Annotated in this window: 23 protein-coding genes and 1 tRNA gene; 16 read left to right on the top strand and 8 right to left on the bottom strand. The window is 44.9% G+C overall.

The genetic code is table 11. The features are described from left to right. Window positions 1-64: 64 nt before the first annotated feature. The gene (locus tag MU515_RS04240) at window positions 65-571 is read right to left on the bottom strand and encodes a Fe3+-citrate ABC transporter substrate-binding protein (protein WP_260259097.1); all 507 of its coding nucleotides are present in this window, start codon (window positions 569-571) and stop codon (window positions 65-67) included. 338 nt (window positions 572-909) lie between these two features. Between MU515_RS04240 and nagE the strand changes: the two genes are divergently transcribed. Beyond that, window positions 910-2391 carry an N-acetylglucosamine-specific PTS transporter subunit IIBC gene (nagE, locus tag MU515_RS04235; RefSeq protein WP_260259096.1) on the top strand — a complete coding sequence of 494 codons (1482 nt, stop codon included), beginning with the start codon at window positions 910-912 and terminating at the stop codon, window positions 2389-2391. Between the two features lie 251 nt (window positions 2392-2642). Here nagE and MU515_RS04230 read toward each other — a convergent pair whose 3' ends face one another. From MU515_RS04230 to MU515_RS04215, 4 genes are all read right to left on the bottom strand, one after another. Further along, on the bottom strand, window positions 2643-3932 hold the full coding sequence (locus MU515_RS04230; RefSeq protein WP_260259095.1) for a sensor histidine kinase: 1290 nt from the start codon (window positions 3930-3932) through the stop codon (window positions 2643-2645). Then, window positions 3916-4590 carry a response regulator transcription factor gene (locus tag MU515_RS04225; protein WP_260259094.1) on the bottom strand — a complete coding sequence of 225 codons (675 nt, stop codon included), beginning with the start codon at window positions 4588-4590 and terminating at the stop codon, window positions 3916-3918. Before MU515_RS04225 ends, MU515_RS04230 begins: the two co-directional genes overlap by 17 nt. Before the next feature lie 319 nt (window positions 4591-4909). Further along, window positions 4910-4986, bottom strand: a tRNA-Arg gene (locus MU515_RS04220). 62 nt (window positions 4987-5048) lie between these two features. Then, window positions 5049-6185: a flagellar assembly protein FlgT gene (locus MU515_RS04215; RefSeq protein ID WP_260259093.1), complete on the bottom strand. Its 1137-nt coding sequence runs from the start codon at window positions 6183-6185 to the stop codon at window positions 5049-5051. Between the two features lie 162 nt (window positions 6186-6347). Between MU515_RS04215 and MU515_RS04210 the strand changes: the two genes are divergently transcribed. Beyond that, complete coding sequence (locus tag MU515_RS04210; protein ID WP_260259092.1) at window positions 6348-6983, top strand: FlgO family outer membrane protein; 636 nt, start codon at window positions 6348-6350, stop codon at window positions 6981-6983. Between the two features lie 8 nt (window positions 6984-6991). Continuing rightward, on the top strand, window positions 6992-7423 hold the full coding sequence (gene flgP / locus MU515_RS04205) for a flagellar assembly lipoprotein FlgP (RefSeq protein WP_260259091.1): 432 nt from the start codon (window positions 6992-6994) through the stop codon (window positions 7421-7423). An 87-nt stretch (window positions 7424-7510) separates the two neighbouring features. Here flgP and MU515_RS04200 read toward each other — a convergent pair whose 3' ends face one another. From MU515_RS04200 to flgA, 3 genes are all read right to left on the bottom strand, one after another. Further along, window positions 7511-7936 (bottom strand): flagella synthesis protein FlgN, encoded by a 426-nt coding sequence (locus MU515_RS04200; protein ID WP_260259090.1) that lies wholly within the window; start codon window positions 7934-7936, stop codon window positions 7511-7513. Between the two features lie 14 nt (window positions 7937-7950). Then, window positions 7951-8265, bottom strand: coding sequence for a flagellar biosynthesis anti-sigma factor FlgM (gene flgM, locus MU515_RS04195; RefSeq protein WP_260259089.1), 315 nt, complete (start codon window positions 8263-8265; stop codon window positions 7951-7953). Between the two features lie 97 nt (window positions 8266-8362). Next, entirely contained in the window at window positions 8363-9109 is a 747-nt protein-coding gene (gene flgA / locus MU515_RS04190) for a flagellar basal body P-ring formation chaperone FlgA (RefSeq protein WP_260259088.1), read from the bottom strand. A gap of 76 nt (window positions 9110-9185) precedes the next feature. Between flgA and MU515_RS04185 the strand changes: the two genes are divergently transcribed. The 13 genes from MU515_RS04185 to flgL all read left to right on the top strand — a co-directional run bounded on the left by MU515_RS04185 (window position 9186) and on the right by flgL (window position 22093). Beyond that, window positions 9186-10115, top strand: a complete 930-nt coding sequence (locus MU515_RS04185; RefSeq protein ID WP_260259087.1) for a chemotaxis protein CheV — start codon at window positions 9186-9188, stop codon at window positions 10113-10115. 10 nt (window positions 10116-10125) lie between these two features. Beyond that, complete coding sequence (locus MU515_RS04180; protein WP_260259086.1) at window positions 10126-10953, top strand: protein-glutamate O-methyltransferase; 828 nt, start codon at window positions 10126-10128, stop codon at window positions 10951-10953. Between the two features lie 294 nt (window positions 10954-11247). Then, a complete protein-coding gene (gene flgB / locus MU515_RS04175) occupies window positions 11248-11643 on the top strand; it encodes a flagellar basal body rod protein FlgB (RefSeq protein WP_260259085.1) in 396 nt (131 codons plus the stop codon). Between the two features lie 4 nt (window positions 11644-11647). Continuing rightward, entirely contained in the window at window positions 11648-12064 is a 417-nt protein-coding gene (gene flgC, locus MU515_RS04170; protein WP_260259083.1) for a flagellar basal body rod protein FlgC, read from the top strand. Between the two features lie 17 nt (window positions 12065-12081). Beyond that, window positions 12082-12789 carry a flagellar hook assembly protein FlgD gene (locus MU515_RS04165; protein WP_260259082.1) on the top strand — a complete coding sequence of 236 codons (708 nt, stop codon included), beginning with the start codon at window positions 12082-12084 and terminating at the stop codon, window positions 12787-12789. A 28-nt stretch (window positions 12790-12817) separates the two neighbouring features. Then, window positions 12818-14122 carry a flagellar hook protein FlgE gene (flgE, locus tag MU515_RS04160; protein ID WP_260259081.1) on the top strand — a complete coding sequence of 435 codons (1305 nt, stop codon included), beginning with the start codon at window positions 12818-12820 and terminating at the stop codon, window positions 14120-14122. 209 nt (window positions 14123-14331) lie between these two features. Next, a complete protein-coding gene (gene flgF / locus MU515_RS04155) occupies window positions 14332-15081 on the top strand; it encodes a flagellar basal-body rod protein FlgF (protein WP_260259080.1) in 750 nt (249 codons plus the stop codon). A gap of 19 nt (window positions 15082-15100) precedes the next feature. Next, entirely contained in the window at window positions 15101-15889 is a 789-nt protein-coding gene (gene flgG / locus MU515_RS04150; protein ID WP_260259079.1) for a flagellar basal-body rod protein FlgG, read from the top strand. A gap of 21 nt (window positions 15890-15910) precedes the next feature. Further along, a complete protein-coding gene (flgH, locus tag MU515_RS04145; protein ID WP_260259078.1) occupies window positions 15911-16690 on the top strand; it encodes a flagellar basal body L-ring protein FlgH in 780 nt (259 codons plus the stop codon). A gap of 48 nt (window positions 16691-16738) precedes the next feature. After that, entirely contained in the window at window positions 16739-17830 is a 1092-nt protein-coding gene (locus MU515_RS04140) for a flagellar basal body P-ring protein FlgI (RefSeq protein ID WP_260259077.1), read from the top strand. A gap of 10 nt (window positions 17831-17840) precedes the next feature. Beyond that, window positions 17841-18779, top strand: coding sequence for a flagellar assembly peptidoglycan hydrolase FlgJ (flgJ, locus tag MU515_RS04135; protein ID WP_260259076.1), 939 nt, complete (start codon window positions 17841-17843; stop codon window positions 18777-18779). 236 nt (window positions 18780-19015) lie between these two features. Then, complete coding sequence (flgK, locus tag MU515_RS04130) at window positions 19016-20890, top strand: flagellar hook-associated protein FlgK (protein WP_260259075.1); 1875 nt, start codon at window positions 19016-19018, stop codon at window positions 20888-20890. Window positions 20891-20899: 9 nt separating this feature from the next. After that, a complete protein-coding gene (gene flgL / locus MU515_RS04125) occupies window positions 20900-22093 on the top strand; it encodes a flagellar hook-associated protein FlgL (protein ID WP_260259074.1) in 1194 nt (397 codons plus the stop codon). The last annotated feature ends 218 nt before the right edge of the window (window positions 22094-22311 follow it).

Below are 22311 nucleotides of genomic sequence, written 5' to 3'. Positions count from 1 at the left end.
GGCGAGGCTTTTTCGTTGTTTGAGCTTATGTAGTTGGAGTTTATGTATTAGAGCATGGCCGAGACTATTTTAAATCGATGCTACTTAGGCGGCCCATAAACTCTAATATTTCTAGGTTCTCTTTGTTTGCTTCTAGTAACGCTTTTTTGGTTTTGCTGTAGGCACCGAGGCGGCCATGTTTTTTAATAGAACAAACCACACTACGATAGATCAGTTTTCCGTTCTCATCATAATTACGCCATGCTGCTATGTAGCATTCGTCTTTGGCCTCAGGGTTTTCCTTCGTTGGTCTAGGTTTGTAGATGATTTTCGGTTCAAGAGAGTGGGGTAAGCGAGTCATCAAATACGGGTCTTTAAGTAGCTTACGCCAAAAACGCCCCCACATCTCACTGCCTAATTCATTGCGCAGTTTGATGGCTTTTTTGAGGCCTTTCTTCTCGCCCATTTTGATATAGCCAACCGAGCGGTGCAAAACCGTATCGTCTGGCGTATGGATATGAATCTTGTAGGCGGTCTTAGCTTTGGAGATAAAGCGATGTCCAGTATTGGTGATTAAGTTGCTCTTTGGCATAGTTATAAGTGATATATTTATTATTAATTAAAGGTTAAGCAAAGTCTGACTATTTTTAAAGCGTTAATACTCAATAAAGATAGTTCAATCTTGAGTTCTTGCCCATAAATGGCTTCCCTTCACATTCCACATCGCTCTAACGTCCTATTTTCCAGAGTGAAAAATTGAACTCGGTCTGATTTTTGCCAGCCGCTGTCTCGAAAAAGCGCAATATTAATAAAAGTTAATCAAGTCACAAGACAACCTTAATTCTGCGCTGATTAGTATTTCAAACGGGGAAAAGCTGGACAGGTAACGTCCAGTAAAAGATTGAAAACTAATAAAGACGAGGAACTAAGGTGAACATACTTGGATATCTGCAAAAAATTGGTAAAGCCTTAATGGTACCAATTGCTGTGCTTCCTGCTGGTGGTTTGATGCTTGGCTTAGGCTATGCCATTGACCCTGCTGGCTGGGGTGCAAACAGCACATTAGCAACAATTTTGGTCTTTGGTGGCAAAGGCATCATGGACAACCAAGCTTGGTTATTTGCAGTAGGCGTTGCTTACGGTCTAGCGAAAGACAATAACGGTGCGGCAGCACTCTCCGGCCTTTTAGGTCTGCTTATTATCGAAATGATAGTCGGCAATGTGGCGGTAATTTCGCAAATTACAGGTGTTCCGGTTGATCAAATGAGCCAAGCTCAAGTGATTGCCTCTGGTGCAGCGGTAAGTGCGTTTACCGGTATTTTGATTGGTATTGTGGCGGCGACGCTCTATAACCGTTTCCATAACATCCAGCTACCGGCGGTACTGGGTTTCTTTGGCGGACGTCGTTTTGTACCAATCGTCACTTCTTTTGCGGCTATTGGTATTAGCTTGATCATGGTTTACGTATGGCCAGTTGTTTACGGATCGCTAGTTGATTTCGGTATCGCAATTTCGGAAATGGGTGCCACGGGTGCAGGTCTGTACGGCTTCTTTAACCGTTTACTAATTCCAGTTGGCTTACACCATGCACTAAACCAAGTATTTATCTTCGACTTAGTTGGTATCAGCGATATCTCTAAATTCTGGTCTGGTACGGGTGAATTAGGTGTAACAGGTATTTACCAAGGCGGATTCTTCCCTGTAATGGGTTACGGTCTACCAGCGGCGTGTCTGGCTATGTACCACTGTGCTAAACCAGAAAATAAAAAGAAAATTGGCGGTATTTTAGGTGCGTCAGCGTTTACAGCTATCTTAACGGGTGTAACTGAGCCAATTGAATTCGCATTCATGTTCGTTGCTCCAGTGCTGTACGTGATTCACGCAGCCTTGACTGCTCTTTCTATGTACATCGCGGCAAGCATGCAGTGGATTGCGGGCTTTACCTTTAGTGGCGGTTTGATTGACTTTGTGTTGTCATTCAACCTACCTCTAGCAATGAAACCGTACATGCTGATCCTGCAAGGTCTATGTTTCTCTGTCATTTACTACTCAGTATTCCGCTTCGCAATCATCAAGTTTGATTTGAAAACTCCGGGTCGTGAAGATGCTGATAGAGCAGAAGTCGCTGCAGTAGGTACGAGTGAGAAAGCCGCTCAATATCTAAAAGCACTAGGTGGCCACGCAAACTTAACCAGTATTGATTCATGCATTACTCGCCTGCGTCTTTCTCTTAAAGATGTCTCGATTGCCGATGAAGCAACATTGAAGGCTCTTGGCGCAATGGGTGTGGTTAAAATTGGCGAAAACAACTTACAAGTGATTGTAGGTACACAAGCTGAGCAAATCGCTCATGAGATGAAACAAATCCCAGCATCGGAAGACCTAACAGGCGTGGCGCTACCTAGCCATTAATGTTTGACCCTTTCGACTCCTTCAGCCGAGCCTTAGTGCTCGGCTTTTTTGATCGGGTAATCTAAACCTTTAAAACTAGACGCTCAGAGGATAGGCCACGACCAAAAGGTTCATGGGTTTACGTATAAAGACTTAGAGTAACTAAAGTGAGGAATATACTTGTCTTTAGTGGTTGTCGTGAACGAGCAATCATGCAAGGAGAAGGTGCGGAGAGGAAGGAGGGCAATGGTTCATCGCCCAATAGATAGTGGCTAATCAATATAGATACGGGCGCGTAGGCCAGGGTTATTGTCTCTTAAAATAAGCTGTGCATTATGACGATGCACCACGGCATCAACAAGCGATAGGCCAAGCCCGTTACCTTGCTCTGTTCTGCTTTTGTCTGCGCGATACATAGGTTGGCAGACATGCAGTTTATCTTCATCGCTAATACCGATTCCATTATCGGCAATGGTTACACCGAGCTGATCGATGATCACTTCAATCTTCCCTTGGTTGGGTGTGTACTTCACTGCATTTTCTAATAAGTTGAAGACTGCGCGAAACAGCAAAGAGGGATCGCCAGACAGGATACAAGGCTGGTCTTCTCGTAATGAGAGGGCTTGATGCTTTTGATCAGCGAGCGGCGTTACAAACTCAAGTGCATCGCGTGCAATTTTGCCTAATTCAACGCTGGTTGATTTGATGTTGGTCTGGCCGCTATTAAGCTTAGCGATTTCCAACATGCTATTGAACAGCGATAGGATTAGCTCAAGCTCATCATGGCAGGCTGAGAATTGGTTTCTTTGCTGGTCGTTAAGTTGATCATCTTGAGAGAGGATTTCTTCTAGCCTCAGTTTTAAGCGAGCCATAGGCGTGCGCATATCATGGGCAAGCCCAGTTGTGAGTGATTTTAGAGTGGCTTCATTTTTTGCCATTTGCTCAATCATGTAGTTGAGGTGGATGGCCAAAATATCAAACTCATCATCTTGGCGAGATACAGGCAGTTTTACTTCGCGTTCGCCACACAGCACGCGGTTCATCGCTTGGTTGACCATTTCTAGTCTACGCAAGATCAGTACAGTAAAAAACAGTGCCGCAATAAGCATAATCGCACTAGGGAGTACAACACCTGAGGTTACTAAAGGTATTAATGCCTCTCGATACGCTTGCAGTATGTTTTCATCAATGCCGATCTCTAACTGGTGAAAGTGCCCAACGCTAATATTAGTAGCGCCACTTTTCAGTTGGTTAATCGGATAATAGTTACTGCTTTGAACTGGCTCCATGTGCTCAATTAGACGATACCTAAACGGTGCATCGGTGGCTTGTTTGGTTTCGAGCAGCTTTTCCACTTCCGCTTTACTTTGCTGCGCCGCATATTGAAACTCAAGAATTTCATCGTTGAGCTGATCGGTTAAACGCTGGCGATGAAAGTTATCGGAATCGATATAAACTTGGCGAATCACAATTACATTGATAATGGTGACTAAGGTGCAAAGGCCAATCAGCGTTTTAAATATGGATGATCGGGAGAGGGAATAGTCATCGACGAAGGACATACCCAGCCCCTCGAACCGTATGGAGTAAATTAGAACATCCGGCGTCTTCGAGTTTACGGCGTAAATTGGCGACGTGCACATCAATGACATTGGTTTTCGGATCGAAGTGGTAACTCCAAATCGCTTCGAACAACCTCATTCGTGATACGACTTGCTCTGAGTGTTCGATGAAATATTGGATCAGTTGGAACTCTTTCGGTTGCAGTGCGAGTTCTTGGTCATTACAAGTGGCGCGATGGGCACGTAAATCGACACTCAAACAATCGTAGTTCAGTGTGTTTGGTGCAACGGCATTGCGTTTAGTGCGGTTGATGATGATATCCACTCGCGCAATAAGCTCTGCCAAAGCAAAAGGTTTGATAAGGTAGTCATCGCTGCCGGCTTGCAAGCCATCAACGCGATCTTCAACGCTGTCCATTGCGCTAAGAATGAGTACCGGAATATGCTGCTCTGTAGCTTTAATAGCTTGCAGCACTTTCATGCCATCTAGGTAAGGCAACATACGGTCAAGAATAATCAATTGGTACTCGCTGCTGAGCGCCATCATTAACCCTTTTTTGCCGTCCTCGGCTTGGTCTACGGCATAGCCGTGCTCTTGTAGACCCTTCGCGACAAACTCACGTGTGGTGGTGTCGTCTTCAATGATTAAAATTTTCACTTATTAATCTCCATGCAAGGCGTACATGTTAACGTGCTATAAGAATTTGGGAACAGAAAAAAGAAAGGCTCGCGTGACTAATGCGAGCCTAGTACGGTTTAGGGGGTAAACCGCTGTTTCATCAGAGATAAGTCTTAACTTCACCATTACTCAAACGCAACGAATGCGCTTAAATGCTGACCAAGCAACGGACTTAAGGTGACGCTGATTAGCATAGCGAAAATGACCTTTATGAAGGGTTTTGGAAAAATTAAGATTCGTTAATCTAGGCGCTAAGATAGAAAAAGCCCTAATCTTGCGATTAGGGCTTGGAATCAGATGGCGCTCCCGACAGGATTCGAACCTGTGACCTATCCCTTAGGAGGGGATCGCGCTATCCAGCTGTGCCACGGGAGCTTATATCAAACATCGATAATGTGCGCTCATGATACTCAATGGCACAAATATATCGAGGTTTGTTATGGCACAATCTTGTGCATCACATCACCGATTTGAATACTGCTTAGTAACTCAGGCTGATCGATGGTCAATTCTGCTTCATTTTCATACACGCGAGAAACCGTCAGGGTAATACCGGTTTCGGTGACTTTATTGCGTGGTAGGCCGCGCTGATCAATGAATGAGCCAGTATGCCAAAGTTGCAGCTTGTCACCTTCTTGTACGCCGTGAATACGACCGAGATCCATAGTGATGACATTGCCCCATTTCGCCACAATTTCTGGCAAAGTGATTTTACAAGACACTTCAGATTCAAGATCGAGCATGATATTGCGGCTTACACGTAACATCATCTCCCCGTAAGTCGATGCCCAAAAGCGCGCGCTTTTAGTATCAACTTGGCTGGTTTTAGGGAATGGCCAACGGGCAACCTCGCGGTAATTTCGAGTGTATACTTCATTGCCGGTTTTACCATCAAACACCGTCATTTCTAATGCAAATTGGCGGTTGATTACATCGTCTTTAATTAGATTCTGCTCAACGGTGGCGGTTAGGTCGTTAATTTTGCCGCCAATCACGTATTGCGCACCTGTATCCTGTGCGATCATTTTGATGCGTTCAGGGTTACGCTTATCGATGTCGTAATCGGTTGTACCTACAGAAACAAAGCTGGCCGATTGCTGATCCAGTTGGCGATTAATAATCTCTGCAAAATCATCCCCAACACCATAAATTTGCCCCATTACCGCTTGTTGCGGTGACTCCAAATCCACATTACCGATCAAAAACGTCTTTTTATATTGATCTACGTGGCAACCTGTTGCCGACGGATAAATGTCAATACGTGCTTTAACGTACATAACGTTCTTACGTACTTTTTCCTGCTCAACCATGATGTAGCGGACTTCATGGTTAGTAAATTGATACTCTTTACGTTCGCTTTCTAGCAAAGGACTGAGGTTTGAAATACTGCCAATATCCGCTCCTGAGAAACTGACAGCTTTATAGATGGCGTCTTCTAGAGCATGCAAACGAGCGGAATCCTCAGATGCAACCACAGTGGCAGTACCCGTGACTTCATACCATGCAGCCAATGCTGACGGGGCGGTCAGGCAAGTCGCTAGGCTTAAAAGTAAAGCGGGAATCGTTTTTTTCATGGTGTATTTTCCAATTGGGTACAGATTTTGCTTAGTTAATCTCAGCTGATTTAGGCATTGCCTTTCTGAATGTATGCAACATTAGAAAAGCAAGGACTGTTCCACTTTTTACAGAGAGAAAAAAGTGCAGCGGCAGCGCCTTAATGTATCGGAGATTAGAGAATGAAAAAATGGTTAGCTTTAGTGCCAGTAGTTTTCCTAACTGCCTGCGCCTATGCCCCTATATACAACGGTAAAGAACCGTATCCAGGCAGCCAATTTATGCTGATGGATAGCCCACGTCATACCCTAGATTTCTTTATTGAGAGTATGACAGAAGATCTTGTGGTGTCGAACACTAGCGTGTCGGCGCGCACACCGATAGCGGTAACCTCGTTTGTTGATCTACAAAACATGGATGCAACGAACTGGTTAGGCAACTCAGTGTCTGAAGGCTTTATTCACCAGTTCCAGCGTCGTGGCTTTAAAGTGGTGGATTTCAAAACCACAGGTAATATCCAAGTGACCAACCAAGGTGACTTTGCGATGAGCCGTGACTGGAAAGATTTAGCCAAAGAGCAAGACATACAATACGTGCTAACCGGCACAATGCTTCGTCAAGAAGGCGGTGTATTGGTTAATGCCCGTGTAGTTGGTATGCAATCGCGAGTGGTTGTGGCAACAGCACAAGGCTTCTTGCCAGCTGACCGAATTGGTCGTGATCTAGATACGTTGAACAGCATTCGAACTCAAGATGGTGTATTGATTCGTTCAGACCCATCAATTCGTCAACCTTACACTGTGATTTTACGTCCATAGGAGTCAAGATGAAAAAGTTACTACTACTCTTGGTTGCAATGGCGATGGTAGGTTGCCAGCCTTTATCTCAGATGCGTCCTGATGATTGGTTAACCGCAGTTGGCTATGCGAGCATTAGCGAGCAAAAAGGCCGCAATGAAGAAGAGAAGCAAGTTCGCGCCATGCGAGCATCGAAAATCGATGCTTACCGTGAACTGGCAGAACAAGTTTATGGCATGCGAGTGAGTGGCCGAGCGGATCTGCAAGATCAACGTTTAGGCACAGAGCATACCTCGGGAGCGGTAGACGGTGTGATTCGCGGTGCAGAAGTGGTTCGCAGTTATAAAGCGGGCGACAATTACGTAACTGAGCTGCGTTTAGATATTCAGAAAATGAATAAGCTACGCGATTACGGTGAAGTGCAACAAGTACCAGCTAAGCGTCAGCAAACCTTGTTCTAATTACGTTAGACAACTCTCTAATCTTGTATACATTGAATAGTAAAAGAGCGGCAATCATTGCCGCTCTTTTTTGTTGGGATTTTTAAATTAGGCTTTGAGATTTGTGCCTAGAGTAGAAACATTGCGGGTTTGACCTTCTGCCGTATAGGTCATGCCAAGTTTCCCTTGGCTTTGCTGCATTAGATTATTGAGTTTATTGAAGCTCAACTGAGCGCGTTGTAGCGCTTGTCCGTTGACTAGATTTGCTTCTTTACACTGCGTGACCGTTGTTTGTATCTGCTCTACCAGTTGGCTTAATTCAGGATCGGTTTTCAGGCTTTCAATCTCTGGGTGGCGAGCGATACGTTGATCAGTTTGTTGCAGCTGCTCGATCAGTTTTACCTTTTCGAGTGCGAGTGTTTCTATAGATTTGGATTGTTTTTGGGTAATAGCGAGCTTCTCTTTCTCAAGCAGTTGAGAAAGTTGAATGGCATTTTGCAGTTGAAAATCAACTAAGCCTTTGAGTGCTGCCATATCAGGATACTAACTTAGAAGCCGCCAAGCTCTTTTTCTAAACGCATCATATTGTCGGCCAGTTTTTCTGGGTCAACTGTGTATGAACCGTTCGCAATGGCTTCTTTGATCGCGTCAACTTTTGCTTGATCAAATGCAGGCTGGCTGGCCATTTGTGAGTGCATTTCACCTACCGCTCTACCTTCAGAGCTAAGCGATACCGCATCTTGCTGCGCATGTGATGTTTTTGCTGAAGACGAAGAGCCTGCCGACGAGCTTTCGCTACGCGCTGCAGTGCGCGTGGAAGTCGTAAGGGTCTGTCCTGAACGTATATTGTCTATACCTGCCATTATGAAAGCCTTTTAATGATTAGAAAAACCTGTACTGTCCATATCGGCAGAGATGCACAACACTTTAGGATTTTTTCATGTCTCCGAATGATTAAAGTTAAAACGTTACCGATACTTCAGAAATTCCGGTGACTCTTGCTTCAATTATACGATTGGATTTGCTGTTTTTCACTCTTATCTGCTCACCATGTGAGCCATCTGATAACGCCACACCCTTAGTGGTTATGGTCATACCAGACTTATTTGCTTTGATTGTTACCGTTTCATTGCGGCACACTACGCAAATATCATTTTGCTCAATAACTTCACCCGCGCGTAAGTTCTTTTTAACTTTTGCGCCAACAACGTCATTAATTGAGGAAAAACCTTGCCGCCTTAAGCGCTGCAAGTCTACCATATTGATGGTGACGTCGTGAGGGGAAATGATATGCCCTCGGCTCAAAGGAGTGACAAGCGCGACTTGCGGGCCCGAACGAACAAGACGCACTGGAACATATAGCTTCCAATCGTCTTCATTACATGCAACTAATACGGTAATATTGCTTGCGTTCGGGTTAGTTGACGAAGAAGACGTCATTAATGGTGCGGGACAGTCGGTCGCAAAGACTCGGCTATCAATATTCGCAGCTTTTGCTTCTAAAGTACCGCCATACGGTGGCTCGACAGTGTCGACAATATATTGCTCAGCGGCACGTTGAATTGTCTCTATTTGCTCAGGTGTTGCAGATATTGATGAAAAACTAAAGAATACGAGCACAACGCCGATAAGGTTAAAAATTCTTTTTACAAAAAACCTAATATAGGTTGTGGAAAAATAAGACAGATATGGTTTAGAATACATCATGCTGTTTCTCTGGTTTTTTCATTGCCGGTACTAGATTATCACTTTTTACATGAAAGTTTGAGATGGAGATGAGCTTATGACGGGTATTCTTGATTCTGTGAATCAGCGTACGCAACTCGTCGGTCAAAACCGATTAGAACTCCTTACGTTTCGCCTAATGGGTCGTCAACGTTATGGTATTAACGTATTTAAGGTAAAAGAGGTTCTACAGTGTCCAAAACTCACCTCAATGCCGAATCTTCATCCGCTTGTTAAGGGTGTTGCTCATATTCGTGGCCATACTGTTTCAGTTATCGACCTAAGCCTTGCTATTGGTGGTCGTCCTACAACTGATGTCGATAAAGCGTTTGTCGTTATTGCTGAGTTCAACCGTACTATCCAAGCATTCTTGGTAACTTCTGTAGAGCGCATTATCAACATGCACTGGGAGGCGATTCTTCCGCCACCAGATGGTTCAGGCAAAGCGAACTACCTAACAGCGGTAACAAACATCGATAATGAATTGGTTGAAATTCTCGATGTAGAAAAAATCCTTGCTGAGATTGCTCCTGTGGATGAAACCATGGATGCCAATATCGGCGAAGAAATTGCTCAAGCTCAAGAAGAAAAACAAATTGTGCGTCGCATTCTTATTGCCGATGACTCAACCGTCGCGCGTAAGCAGGTAGAACGTGCAATTACTTCGATTGGTTTTGAAGTAGTTTCTGTTAAAGATGGTAAAGAAGCCTATGAGAAGTTGCTAGAAATGGCATCGGAAGGCAGCATTTACGATCAAATCTCACTGGTGATTTCAGATATCGAAATGCCAGAAATGGATGGTTATACACTGACAGCGGAAATTCGTCGCCACGCGGATCTAAAAGATCTTTATGTTATTCTTCACTCTTCGTTGAGTGGTGTATTTAACCAAGCTATGGTAGAGCGTGTAGGTGCCAACTCCTTCATCGCGAAATTCAACCCAGATGAGCTTGGTAATGCAGTAAAGTCTGCGCTTACAGCAGAATAAAGAGAAATTAATGACAGCGATAACTATAAGCGATCAAGAGTATCGTGATTTCAGCCGCTTTTTGGAATCCCAGTGCGGAATCGTACTTGGGGAAAGTAAGCAATATTTAGTTCGAAGCCGCCTAAGCCCTTTGGTGACTAAATTTAAAGTCGGTTCACTTTCTGATTTGCTACGTGATGTGATCACCGGTCGTAACCGCGAATTGCGCGTTGCAGCTGTAGATGCAATGACCACTAACGAAACGCTTTGGTTTCGCGATAGCTACCCGTTTACCGTTTTAGCCGATAAAATTTTACCTGAGGTAGCTGCAAGCAAGCGTCCAATTAAAATTTGGTCTGCTGCGAGTTCATCAGGTCAAGAACCATATTCAATGGCAATGACTGTGCTTGAAACACAGCAACGTAAGCCAGGTATGCTGCCAAACGTATCGATCACGGCTACAGACATTTCAGCAAGCATGCTGGATATGTGCCGCGCAGGTGTGTACGACAATCTAGCGCTAGGTCGTGGCCTGTCACCAGAACGTCGCCGTAGCTTTTTTGAAGATGCTGGCGAAGGTCGTATGAAAGTTAAAGATAACGTGAAGCGTTTGGTGAACTTCCGTCCACAAAACTTGATGGACAGCTACGCTCTACTGGGTAAATTTGATGTTATCTTCTGCCGTAACGTACTGATTTACTTCTCGCCAGAGATGAAATCTAAAGTACTGAATCAGATGGCAAACAGCTTAAACCCAGGCGGTTACCTATTACTAGGTGCTTCAGAATCACTAACTGGCCTGACTGACCGTTTTGAAATGGTTCGCTGTAACCCAGGTATTATTTACAAGCTTAAGTAATACTTGAAGTCTTGATTGTAAAACCCAGCCTAGCGCTGGGTTTTTTATTGTCTAAATCTTCCTCGCTGCCTTTTGGCTCCCCCTCCTTCCTCTCTTCTATAATGAATAAGACATTCCAAAACGCCACTTTCACTTTTGGGTCATGATCAACTATTGCGAATTACAGCCGAAAGTTGGCGTATTTATTGCTGTATTCAAAACGATAAAGTTATCGTGTGGGTCAGGTCTTAAAAGTTGGTACACATATTGCTTTATTACTTGATAATAACGGTCAGTTCTTAAATAGAGGCAAACATGGCTATTTCTTTTGACAAGGCATTAGGCATTCACCAGCACACGGTGGGTGTACGTGAGCGCAATGCAGAGGTGATTACCTCTAACATCGCGCAAGCAAACACGCCGGGTTACAAAGCGAAAGGCATGGATTTCCAAAAGGCGTTGCAGGCGGCAACATCAGGGGCAAGCGTTGGTCTTAGCCGTACTGATGGTCGGCATATCCCTGCCTCTACACAAGTGACAGGGGAAGTACTTTACCGACTTCCGACTCAACCTGACACCGGTGATGGCAACACGGTAGATGTGGACTTAGAGCGTAACTTGTTTATGCAAAACCAAATCAGACACCAAGCATCACTCGACTTCTTAGGAAGTAAATTCAAGAACTTAACCAAAGCAATCAAAGGGGAATAATTAGATGAGCTTATTTAACGTATTCAATGTGACAGGTTCTGCAATGAGTGCTGAATCCGTTCGTCTAAATACTACCTCAAGCAACTTGGCGAATGCCGACAGTGTTTCTAGCTCAGCGAAAGACACTTACAAAGCGCGTCATGCTGTATTTGGTGCAGAGTTAAGTAAGGCAAAGTATGGCCGCGACCATACCGTGCCAGTGAAAGTGTTAGGTATTGTTGAAAGTGATAAACCGCTTAACGCGGAGTACAACCCGGATCACCCACTAGCGAATGACGAAGGCTTTATCTACAAGCCGAACGTTAACGTAATGGAAGAAATGGCCAATATGATTTCTGCTTCTCGCTCATATCAAACGAATGTGCAATTAGCAGATGCAAGTAAACAAATGCTGCTGCGCACGCTGCAGATGGGTCAATAAGGATAAGGAGGTAACGTATGGCCGGTATTAACAACGTTGGTCAAAGCGGCTTGTCCTATGTAGACCAGCTTAAATCCCTGCAAGATAACAAAAAGCCTGATGAAACAACGGGTAAGCAAGACCTTAAACAAGAGGACTTCTTATCGTTGCTCACCAAGCAGCTATCTCAACAGGACCCATTTAAGCCGGTTAGCAATGACCAGATGATTGCGCAAATGGCATCATTTGCCACCGTTGATGGCATTGGCAAGATGAATAATCAGTTCGATACGTTGAACTCGTCAATGACTTCAAACCAAGCCTTGCAAGCTTCAACCCTCGTGGGCCGTGATGTATTGGTTCCGGGTGCGGCAGGTGTTAAACCTGCGGGTGAAGGTATGTCTGCAATGGTTAAGCTACCTGAAAACGTAGACAACATGTTTGTCCGCGTAGAGAACGCGATGGGCCAATTGGTTCGTACGTTTGAAGTAGGGGCTAAACCAGCAGGTGATAACAAAGTGGTTTGGGACGGAAAAGATGAAAACGGTAACTCATTGCCGGCTGGCAAGTACAAGGTGAAAGCCTCGGGCTTGTTAGACGGGGAGAGCAAAGAATTTGAGGTTTCGACTTACGCAAACGTCAATAGTGTTCTTCTTGGTAAAGGTGATGGTAACGTACTGCTCAATCTGGCTGGCTTTGAGTCGCCAGTTCGACTTGCTGAAGTACTAGAAGTTGGCAAAGCGTAACGACGCAAGCTAGATAGGAGAATTTGGAATGTCATATATTTCTTTAAGCGGTTTATCTGCCGCTCAGTTAGATCTGAATACAACCAGTAATAACATTGCGAACGCCAACACGTTTGGTTTTAAAGAGTCGCGTGCCGAGTTTGGTGATGTTTACTCAAACTCACTGTTTACCAACGCTAAGACCACTCCGGGTCAAGGTGTACAGGCAAACAAAGTTGCACAGCAGTTCCATGAAGGTTCAAGTGTTTACACCAATAACCCAATGGATTTGCGTGTATCAGGTACGGGTTTCTTTGCAGTAGCAAAAGAGCGTTTGATTCCGCAACAGAATGAGCTGACTCGTAACGGTGCTTTCCACCTGAACAAAGATAACTACATGGTAACTTCTAATGAAGAGTACCTACTGGGTTATGAAGTAAATCAGGATACTGGTGAAGTGCTTTCTTATGAGCCATCTCCAATTAACATTCCAGCTGAGTTTGGTAAGCCAAAACAGACCGCGAACATTGAGGTAGGTGTTAACCTTCCAGCTAACGGCGACCTTAAAGATCCTGCTCTGTTTGACCATACCGATCCTGAAACGTACAACCGCTCTACGTCTTCAACAATCTATGACTCTATGGGTCAGTCTTACAAGATGACTACGTACTACTTGAAAGACCAGAACCAGCCTAACACGTGGCAAACCTACTACACAGTGACGGATAAAACTGGCGAGAAGCCGGTAAACATTACTGGTGGTGATGCGACTACGCCAACGGGTCACGTAGGTCATACAATGAAGTTTAACAATGATGGTACTTTGGCGAGTTTAAACAACGGCAATAACATCGTGACTGATCCTCTTGGCTTGGGTCCTAACCCAGTTGAGATGAACGGTGCAGATGTTAACCAAACACTGTCATTTAGCTTAGATTCAGCCACTCAGTTTGCTGCTCCGTTTGAATTGACTAAATTCAATGAAGATGGCGCAACAACCGGCTTCTTAACTAAGATTGACTTCGATGAAGAAGGTAGCGTACTAGGTACTTACTCAAACGGTGAGAACATCACTTTAGGTCGCGTCGCTCTTGTGCGTGTACCTAATGAGCAAGGCCTTGATAAGAAAGGTGGTACGCAATGGGATTCTACTCAGTACTCAGGCGATAAGATCTGGGGTGAATCGAATAAAGGCTCGTTCGGTACGATTAACAACGGTACGCTAGAACAGTCGAACATCGATATGACTCAAGAACTGGTAGATTTGATTTCAGCTCAGCGTAACTTCCAAGCGAACTCGCGTTCTCTAGAGGTTCACAACCAGCTACAACAAAACATTCTACAGATTCGCTAATTCTCTCAGCAGAGATCTAAAGCACTTCATCTGGATGGCAACTTGGCGGCAAAACCCAAGTTGCCTCTGTTGCCATTAGAGCGGCAGTACTCTCTCTATTTCTCTTCAATATTTGTCATTTTTTATTTAAGCTTTTGAAAAATAAAGCTTAAAAATATTGGCACGCCTATTGCTTTATTTTGTCCGAATTGTGATTTTTGGAGCAAATTATGGATCGTTCACTGTTTCTTGCCATGAGCGGTGCCAAGCAGAATATGCAGGCGCTACAGCTCAGAGCGAACAACTTAGCAAACGTCAGTACCACGGGTTTCCGTGCTGATTTGGCGCAAGCTCGTTCTATGCAAGCATACGGCGAAGGTTTACCAAGCCGCGTGTTCAGTATGACAGAACGTCCGGGCCATAATTTCCAACAAGGCAGTGTAATTACCACTGGCCGTGATTTAGACGTTACCGTTCAAGGTGACGGCTGGATTTCAGTGCTCGATAAAACCGGCAAAGAAGGTTTAACTCGTAATGGTAATCTACAAATCGATCCAAACGGCATGTTAGTCAGCGGGACGGGTGATCTCGTACTCGGTGAAACGGGTGCGCCAATTACGGTACCTGTTCCAGTAAGCAAAGTTGAAATTGGCAACGATGGTACGATCTCCGTTGTTCCTCAAGGTGCGCCTGCTGACGCAATGGAAGTTGTCGATCGCATCAAACTCTCACGCCCAGATAATCAATCACTATTCAAAGACGTAAACGGCTTGTTCCGTGCAAAGAATCCTAATACGGCATACGAAGCGGATGCCGGTGTAAAACTGCTCACGGGCGCAATCGAAGGAAGTAACGTAAACGCGATTGGTGAAATGACCGCATTGATTGACTTACAGCGTCAATTTGAAATGCAGGTCAAGATGATGAGCACTGCGGAAGAGATGGACAAAGCGTCTGACTCTCTACTTCGTTCGAGCTAATAGATTTTAGGAGATTGTTATGCATCCGGCATTATGGGTAAGTAAGACTGGCTTAGACGCTCAGCAAACCAACATTTCAACCATTTCGAACAACTTGGCGAACGCCTCGACTGTCGGCTACAAAAAGAGCCGCGCAGTATTTGAAGATTTGTTCTATCAAAATATTAACCAAGCGGGCGGTCAGTCTTCACAGAACACTGAGCTACCGACTGGTCTTATGTTAGGTGCAGGTTCTAAGGTTGTGGCAACGCAAAAAGTACACACCAATGGTAACGCGCAAACCACAACTAACAGCCTAGATATGATGATCGAAGGCGATGGCTTCTTCCAAGTGTTAATGCCTGATGGCAACATCGGTTATAGCCGTAATGGTCAGTTCACCGTTAACGATGAAGGTGTAATTGTGACTTCAGGTGCGGGCTATGCACTTGAGCCTGAAATTGCGATTCCAGAAGACGCAATCGGCATCACTATCGGTACTGATGGTGAGGTGTCAGTGCGTATCCGTGGCCAACAAGATAACCAAGTCGTTGGTCAGATCACCACAGTAGATTTTGTGAACCCAGGTGGCCTAGAGCCAATTGGCCAAAACCTTTACCTACCGACAGGTGCTAGTGGTGACCCACAAGAAGGCGTTCCGGGTTTAGATGGCTTTGGTGATATTCGCCAATCGATGCTTGAAACATCTAACGTTAACGTAACAGAAGAGTTGGTTAACATGATTGAAGCTCAGCGTGTCTACGAGATGAACTCTAAAGTTATCTCTGCGGTAGACAAGATGATGAGCTTTGTTAACCAACAGCTATAAGCTAATTAAGAGGATAATCCCATGAATCGCGTACTGACTCTGATTGCTATAGCGCTAATGTCTGGCTGTTCTATGCTTGAGCCACCGGTTGAAGCTCCTGATGTCGTGGAAGCGACGACAACAGTAGATGCTGTTGAAGGTGATAAATCAGGTGATGATAGCTCAGGTATTATTGATACCCTTCGTGGCCGTACCGATCCTGTGGCGGGCGATCCTGCATGGGCGCCGATTCATCCAAAGCATCAGCCTGAACACTATGCAGCGGAAACGGGCTCTCTGTTTAGCGCCGCATCAACGAGCAGCTTGTACAACGATTCAAAACCGCGTGGTGTGGGTGACATTATTACCGTCACTTTAGACGAAAGTACCAAAGCGGCAAAAAGTGCCGATGCGGATCTGTCAAAAAATAATGCGGCAACTATGGACCCATTAGAGGTCGGTGGTCAGCAACTTAACGTTGGCGATTACAACTTCTCGTACAACTTAGCCAACGACAACAAATTCAGCGGCAGTGCTGCGGCTAACCAAAGTAACAGCATTTCTGGTTCGATTACCGTAGAAGTCATTGAAGTGCTAGCGAACGGTAACCTTGTGATTCGCGGTGAAAAATGGCTGACTTTGAACACGGGTGATGAGTACATTCGCCTTAGTGGAACGATTCGTCCAGATGATATTAGCTACGATAACACCATTGCTTCAAACCGTGTTTCGAATGCTCGAATTCGTTACTCAGGTACGGGTACACAAAAAGATATGCAGGAGCCTGGATTCTTGGCACGATTCTTCAATGTATCCCTTTAATTCAATTTGAAGCCGAAAGTTTGGCACCGAGTTAAATAAAGGTATCCCATGAAGAAAGTGTTTCTCCTAATCACCAGCATGATGTTGTTAGCAACATCGGCACAAGCAGCGCGAATCAAAGATGTGGCTCAAGTCGCTGGTGTACGTAGTAACCAACTTGTGGGATACGGTTTGGTAACAGGCCTACCGGGAACGGGTGAATCAACTCCGTTTACCGATCAAAGCTTCAATGCCATGCTGCAAAACTTCGGCATTCAGTTGCCACCGGGCACTAAGCCAAAAACCAAAAACGTTGCAGCGGTTATCGTAACCGCTGAACTACCTGCTTTTTCTAAGCAAGGTCAATCTATTGATGTCACCGTTTCTTCTATCGGCTCTGCAAAAAGCCTACGTGGCGGCACACTGATGCAAACCATGCTAAAAGGTTTGGATGGTCAAGTGTATGCCGTAGCGCAAGGTAATCTCGTCGTAAGTGGCTTTAGTGCGACTGGCGCTGATGGCTCAAAGATTGTCGGTAATAACCCAACCGCAGGCATGATTTCAAATGGTGCTATGGTAGAACGCGAAATTCCAACGCCGTTTAGCCGTGGTGACTACATCACCTTTAACCTTCTTGATTCAGATTTCACAACGGCTCAGCGCATGGCTGATGCTGTAAACAATTTTCTTGGCCCACAAATGGCGTCAGCGGTGGATGCAACGTCAGTAAAAGTACGTGCTCCACGTGACGTAAGCCAACGTGTGGCGTTTCTTTCTGCAATTGAAAACCTAGAGTTCAATCCCGCTGAAGGCTCAGCCAAAATTATTGTTAACTCTCGCACCGGCACGATTGTTGTCGGTAAGCATGTGCGCTTAAAACCAGCGGCTGTGACCCATGGTGGTATGACGGTTGCGATTAAAGAAAACTTAAACGTCAGTCAGCCAAATGGCTTTAGCCAAGGCCAAACTGTGGTTGTGCCTGATTCTGATATCGAAGTGTCAGAAGAGCAGGGCAAAATGTTTAAGTTTGAGCCAGGTTTAACGCTTGATGATCTTGTTCGCGCAGTGAACGAAGTCGGCGCAGCACCATCTGACTTGATGGCAATCTTGCAAGCGCTTAAGCAAGCAGGGGCCATTGAAGGCCAACTGATCATCATTTAAGGGGATAAGCATGATTAATAACGGTAATGACATCGGCTTTATCCACGACATTGCGGGCCTAGACAAGTTACGTCAGCAAGCGGTTAATGGTGAAGAGGGCAGTGAGCAAGCGGCACTGAATGCGGCAGCGAAACAGTTTGAAGCGATCTTCACTTCAATGCTTTTTAAATCTATGCGTGATGCCAACTCCACCTTTGAGTCGGGTTTGATGGACAGTCAAAACCAGCAGTTCTATCGCCAAATGATGGATGATCAAATGTCGAGTGAACTGAGTGCATCGGGCTCGCTTGGTTTGGCCGACATGATTGTAGCTCAGCTCAGTACTGGCTCTATCGAAAACCAGAACGCGAAAAACCGTAACGACGATTTCTCTCATTTGATGGAAAAAGTCGATCGCGCGCGTCACGCACAAGCGGCACGTGAAGCTAATCCTGATTATCAAGCGCCGGAAGTTGCTCGAACTCGTCGTTCATCTAAGCCTGAAGCTAACTTTGATTCACCAGAATCATTTGTTTCTTCAATGCAGCCATACGCGGAAAAAGCAGCACGTGCCCTTGGGGTTGATTCCTCACTACTACTTGCTCAAGCGGCACTTGAAACCGGTTGGGGCCAGAAAATGGTGGCGAATACTCGTGGCAGCAGCAATAACCTATTTAACATCAAAGCGGATAAGAGCTGGGATGGCGGCAAAGTGGCAACACAAACGTTGGAATACCACCAAGGTGTACCAGTAAAAGAGAGAGCGGCTTTCCGTGCTTATCAAAATTATGAGCAGAGCTTTAATGATTATGTTCGCTTCTTAAATGAGAACCCACGCTATACCACTGCACTTCGTCATGGCGGAGATTCCGAGCAGTTCATTCGCGGGATTCACCAAGCGGGCTATGCAACAGACCCTCAATACGCGGACAAAGTATTAAGAGTCAAAGCGAAGATCGATCAGATGTAATCGACAGAGTGAACCACTCTCTCTAATCTCGTATCGAAGAATGAAGGGCAACTTTCATTCTTCGTTTTGTATCTAAAGCGAATAATTAATTTTCGCTGTTGATACGCGCATAATTCTATCTTCCACACGCCGTAAAATCTCTTCTAAGTCTCTTTCTTTAATCTCTGGCACACATATTGCTTTTAACTAATCAGTTACTCAGTTTCGACTGATTTTATTAGGTTTTCGGGGGCAATATGGCGTCGGATCTTCTGAATCTAGGTACACAAAGTGTATTAACGGCTCAGAGACAACTCAGCACCACAGGTCACAACATTTCCAATGTAAATACAGAGGGTTATAGTCGCCAATCTGTAATACAAGGGACCAACTCCCCGCGCCAGTTTGGTGGTCAAACCTATGGCATGGGTGTGCATGTGGAAAATGTTCGCCGCTCATGGGATCAGTTTGCCGTTAACGAGCTAAACCTATCGACTACCAACTACGCGAATAAAGTGGATTCTGAAGAAGACCTGCAAATGCTGTCAGGTTTGTTGTCATCTGTTGCCGCGCAGAAAATCCCAGAAAACTTAAATACTTGGTTCGATTCGATTAAATCTTTGGCCGATAGTCCAAATGACATTGGTTCACGTAAAGTCGTGCTGGAAAAAGCAGGGCTTATTGCGCAGAACCTTAATGACATGCATGAGGATGTGCGCCGTCAGTATGATGTGGCTAATAAAAAGCTTGAGCTTGGCGTCGAGCGTATTAACCAGATCGGTACTGAAATTCGCGATATTCACCGCTTGATGATGCGTACACCAGGGCCGCATAACGACCTTATGGATACCCATGAAAAGCTGGTGGCAGAGTTATCGGAATACACTAAGGTGACTGTTACCCCACGTACTAACCGCGAAGGTTTTAACGTACATATCGGTAATGGCCATACTCTTGTTTCGGGTACTGAAGCTAGCCAACTGGCTATAGTGGATGGCTTTCCTGATGCGCAGCAAAAACGCTTAGCAATGATTGAAGGCCAAGGCATTAAGCCAATCACCAGTCGTGATATGGACGGCAAAATTGGCGCAATGCTTGATATGCGTGATGAGAAAATCCCTTACTTGATGGATGAATTGGGTAAGTTGTCGATTGCCTTTTCTCACGAAGTGAACCACCTACAGTCCCAAGGTCTTGACCTAAAAGGCAATGTCGGTAGTGAGCTATTCACTGACGTGAACAATATTGTAGCGGCAAAATCACGCGTAGTGGCAAAGTCACAATCGCAAGCTGATTTAGCGGTTTACATCGATGATGTTAATCAGTTGAAAACCGGTGAGTACTCTTTGCAATACGATGGCAGTGATTACTTTATCACTCATCCTGACGGTGATCGTTCACTGGCAACGGTATCAAACAATGCGATTGAGGTTGATGGCTTACGTATTGAAATTAGCAACGGCCTAGCGGTTGGTGAGCGTGTATTGATTCGTCCAACACGTTCTGGGGCTGGTCAAATTCAGCTTGCCACCCTAGATCCGACAAAAATTGCCGCCCAAAGCTATGAGGCATCAACCACATTTGCTCAAGGCCAAGCTAAGTTTGAAATTGAAACCGCTGGCGCGTTGAAAGAGTTCGAAGTGGTGATCTCTCCAGATGGCCAACAATACGCGGTGACCGATACTCAAGGTAATGTGTTGCAGCAACCACAGGCGTATCCGCCAAATGGCCCCGTAACGGTACAAGGTACAACTTTTAAGTTATCCGATGGTGCATTACCTAACGATAAGTTTACCGCTAACTTAGTGCCTTCTGAAGGTGATAACGGCAACTTGCGTAAGATGCTGCATATCCAAACTGATAAGAATTTAAATAACGGTGAGTCGACCGTTATCGATATCTACCACGACCTGAATACCAATGTAGGTCTTAAGTTGTCGACTGCCTCTAAGTTAACTGACGTATCTCGTTTAGAGAAAGAAGCGGCTCAAGAGCGTATTGCTTCTATTTCGGGGGTTAACTTGGATGAAGAAGCGGCAAATATGATGAAGTTTCAACAAGCGTACATGGCGTCGTCTCGAGTGATGCAAGCGGCCAATGAAACCTTCGATACAATTTTGGCCTTGAGGTAGGAGCGGTAAATGTTAAATCGAATTTCGAGCTTTCATAACTACCAAGCGGTGCAAAATGATCTTCGTCGTCAAGAAGGTCAGGTTCACCACAACCAAGCGCAATTGGCATCGGGTAAGAAGCTAGTTCAGCCAAGTGATGACCCACTGGCGACGCACTACATTCAAAATATTGGCCAGCAATCGGAGCAGTTACAGCAATACATTGATTCGATTGTATTGACCCGTAACCGCCTAGAACATCATGAAGTGATCGTTTCTAACGCGGAATCATATACCGATGAAGCGAAACGCACGGTTATGGAGATGATCAACGGTTCATTGTCACCGGAAGACCGCGTTGCCAAGCAGCGTGAGTTGCAAGAGTTATTCGATAACATGATTACATTAGCGAATACTCAAGATGAGTCGGGTAACTACATTTTCTCTGGTACCAAACCAAAAGTTCAGCCGTTCTTTAAAGATAAGGCTGGCAACGTAACGTACTCGGGTGATGACTACCAACGTAAGATGCGTATTTCTAATAGCCAAGAAATGCCAATTAACGATCCGGGCAACAAGATGTTTACCGTGATTGATAACCCGTTTGGTGATTACAATCCTCAGTACAGCTTACGAGAAGGCTCTGAGCTTTTACTAGAGCGCGCTACCAACCTCGATGAAACCGATACTGCGACTTACAAAGTCACTTTTGTTGACATGCCTAATGGTTCGTACGGTTATCAGTTAGAGCAAAACGGTACCGCTGTGCAAGCCGCGCAATACGATCCTAATACCGGAATTAAGTTTGGTGATTTGTCGATTCAGATTAAAGGACAGATCACTGCTGGTGACAGCATTGAGTTAGAACCACAAAAGACATTCAGCATGTTTGATACTTATAAACGTGCCATTGAACTATCTGAAGGTTCAGTTTCAGATGCTTCAAATACTGGTGAATTGCATCAGGTGGTACAAGAGTTCCACTCAAGCTTTATTCACCTAAATAAAGCGCGTTCTGATGTAGGCGCACGTCTAAATACATTGGACATTCAAGAAGAGCAGCATGAAGACTTCAAAATGACTTTAGCGAAATCTAAAAGCAATTTTGAAGATCTCGATTATGCGTCAGCTGTGATTGAGTTCAGTGAAAACACTCGTGCGCTGCAAGCATCACAACAAGCATTTGGTAAAACCAAAGATTTAACGCTATTCAACTACATCTAATTTGATGCCCTTAACCGGTGTTTTGTCTGGTTTTGGCGTTGAAACTCGCCTTATGTGCTATGCCATAAGCGCAGATGAAGTTGACTCAGGAAGTACACCGACTCCTAAGAAAGAGAAGTGGCAACTGAGTGGCAAATGAGCGGCAATTGTATGATTGCCAATCAAGTAAGCGGCAATGATAAATATCTCAACAATGATTGAGTTTTATTAAGTTGCTA

Source organism: Vibrio intestinalis (assembly GCF_025195085.2).
In the GTDB taxonomy this organism is placed as follows: Bacteria; Pseudomonadota; Gammaproteobacteria; order Enterobacterales; family Vibrionaceae; genus Vibrio; species Vibrio intestinalis.
The sequence above is the reverse complement of the archived record's forward strand: the minus strand, read 5'-3'. Positions and strand labels throughout refer to the sequence as shown.